The organism is Peribacillus sp., from assembly GCF_059453735.1.
On sequence record NZ_JAZVJO010000077.1, the window covers coordinates 1 to 1,915 of the forward strand.

1 protein-coding gene is annotated in these 1,915 nt (G+C 40.7%); it reads left to right on the top strand.

Annotation, left to right across the window (positions count from 1 at the left end; all coding sequences use genetic code 11):
• Positions 1–1,915, top strand: a 1,915-nt coding sequence (locus tag AC52RT_RS02570) for a condensation domain-containing protein (RefSeq protein ID WP_495539297.1), incomplete at both ends; no start/stop codon positions are given.

The following is a 1,915-nucleotide window of genomic DNA, read 5'->3' on the forward strand; positions in this document are numbered from 1 at the left end:
GCCGATGGGTATCTTAACCAGCCAAGTTTAACGAATGATAAATTTATCTATGACGCAGGCTGGTATGCAGGCCGGCTATATAAAACAGGGGATTTAGTCCGCTGGAACTCCGATGGAAACATTGAATATCTAGATCGTATCGACCAGCAAGTGAAAATAAGAGGTCATCGAATTGAATTAGGGGAAATTGAGGCTTGTTTATTAAGTATTGACTCGATTCAAGAGGCGACTGTAGTAGTTAGAGAGAATGAAATAGGTGCTAAACAGCTTTTTGCTTATTATGCAGGCGGGCAAGAGGTAACTGCGGGGAAAATTAGAGCAGAGCTTCTTAAAGAACTCCCGGCATATATGATTCCTTCGGCATTTATAGCTGTGGATGAGATCCCGTTAACATCTAATGGCAAGCTTGATAAAAAGGCTTTGCCTGATCCATTCCAGGCGATGGAGAAAGAAACGAGCAAAGTAGAACCAAGAAATGAACTAGAGTCGCTATTAGTTGATATTTGGAAAGCGGTTCTTGGTGTGGAGCAGCTTGGAGTATATGATAGTTTCTTTGAGCTGGGGGGCGACTCGATAAAATCGATTCAAGTGGGTACAAAGCTTGCTCAACACGGCTACCACTTAGAAATGAAACACTGGTTCCATTATGAAACAATTGCAGAATTAAGCAGGAAAGTAGAAAAAATAGATTATCAGGCTGACCAAGGTGAAGTCATGGGCACGAGTAAACTAACCCCCATTCAGCACTGGTTCTTCCAAAATCATCACAGAGAAAATTCACACCACTTTAATCAGAGTGTGATGCTTAAGCGCTCTCCAAAGTTTGATGTGAACCTGTTGCAAAATGTTTTGACTAGCTTAGTGGAACATCATGATGCCCTTAGAATGGTATATCTGGATTCAGATTCCGGCTTTGAAGGAAGGAACCGTTCTGCTAAGGAAGGAGAACGGTTCAGTCTGGAAATTATCGATATTGCGGAAAATAGCAATCCTAAGCAATTGATTGAGGAAAAAGCCGAGATGATCCAACAAAGTATAAATCTTGAAAAAGGCCCTCTCGTAAAGGCTGGTTTATTCCGTTGCCGTGATGAAGATCATTTATTAATTGTGATCCATCATTTAGTGGTGGACGGTATCTCGTGGAGAATAATTTTGGAAGATTTACAAACAGGATATGAACAGGCGTTAAGAGGGGTGCCTATAGTATTCCCTCCAAAAACAGACTCTTTCAATAACTGGGCAGAAGCGCTATCCGAATATGCCATGGACCGAGAAATACGCTTAGAAAAAGAGTATTGGGAACAGGCATTAGGCGGTCAATATCCGAAGATACCGGTAGATTTCCATTCAGAGTCTAACCTGATTGCAGATACTGATTTGGTTCATTTAGAGCTCTCAAAAGAAGATACGGATCGTCTTATCAAGACAGCACCTGCAGCCTACCATACAGAGATAAATGATTTACTCTTAAGCTCATTAGGACTGGCACTTAACAAATGGACAGGATCAAATGATATATTGGTAAGTTTAGAGGGCCATGGGAGAGAAATGATTGTTCCTAATCTTGATATTAAGAGAACAGTAGGCTGGTTTACTAGTATGTATCCTCTTTCACTAAAGGTTGACTCAACGGAATCGATCGCTGCCGCCATTCAAACAACGAAAAGGCAGATTCGAAGTATCCCAAATAAGGGGATTGGTTATGGTATTCTAAAGTACTTGTCGGATTTCTCCGAAGTGGAAGTGTTAAACATCCAGCCAGAAATAAGTTTCAATTATTTAGGGCAGATTGATCAAGACTTTGCTGGCAAAGACATAGCAATCTCTCACTATTCTTCAGGGAGTGACATGAGCGGAAAGCATGAAAGAAGCCATTTAATCGATATTAATAGTATTGTTCAAGATGGTAAATTAT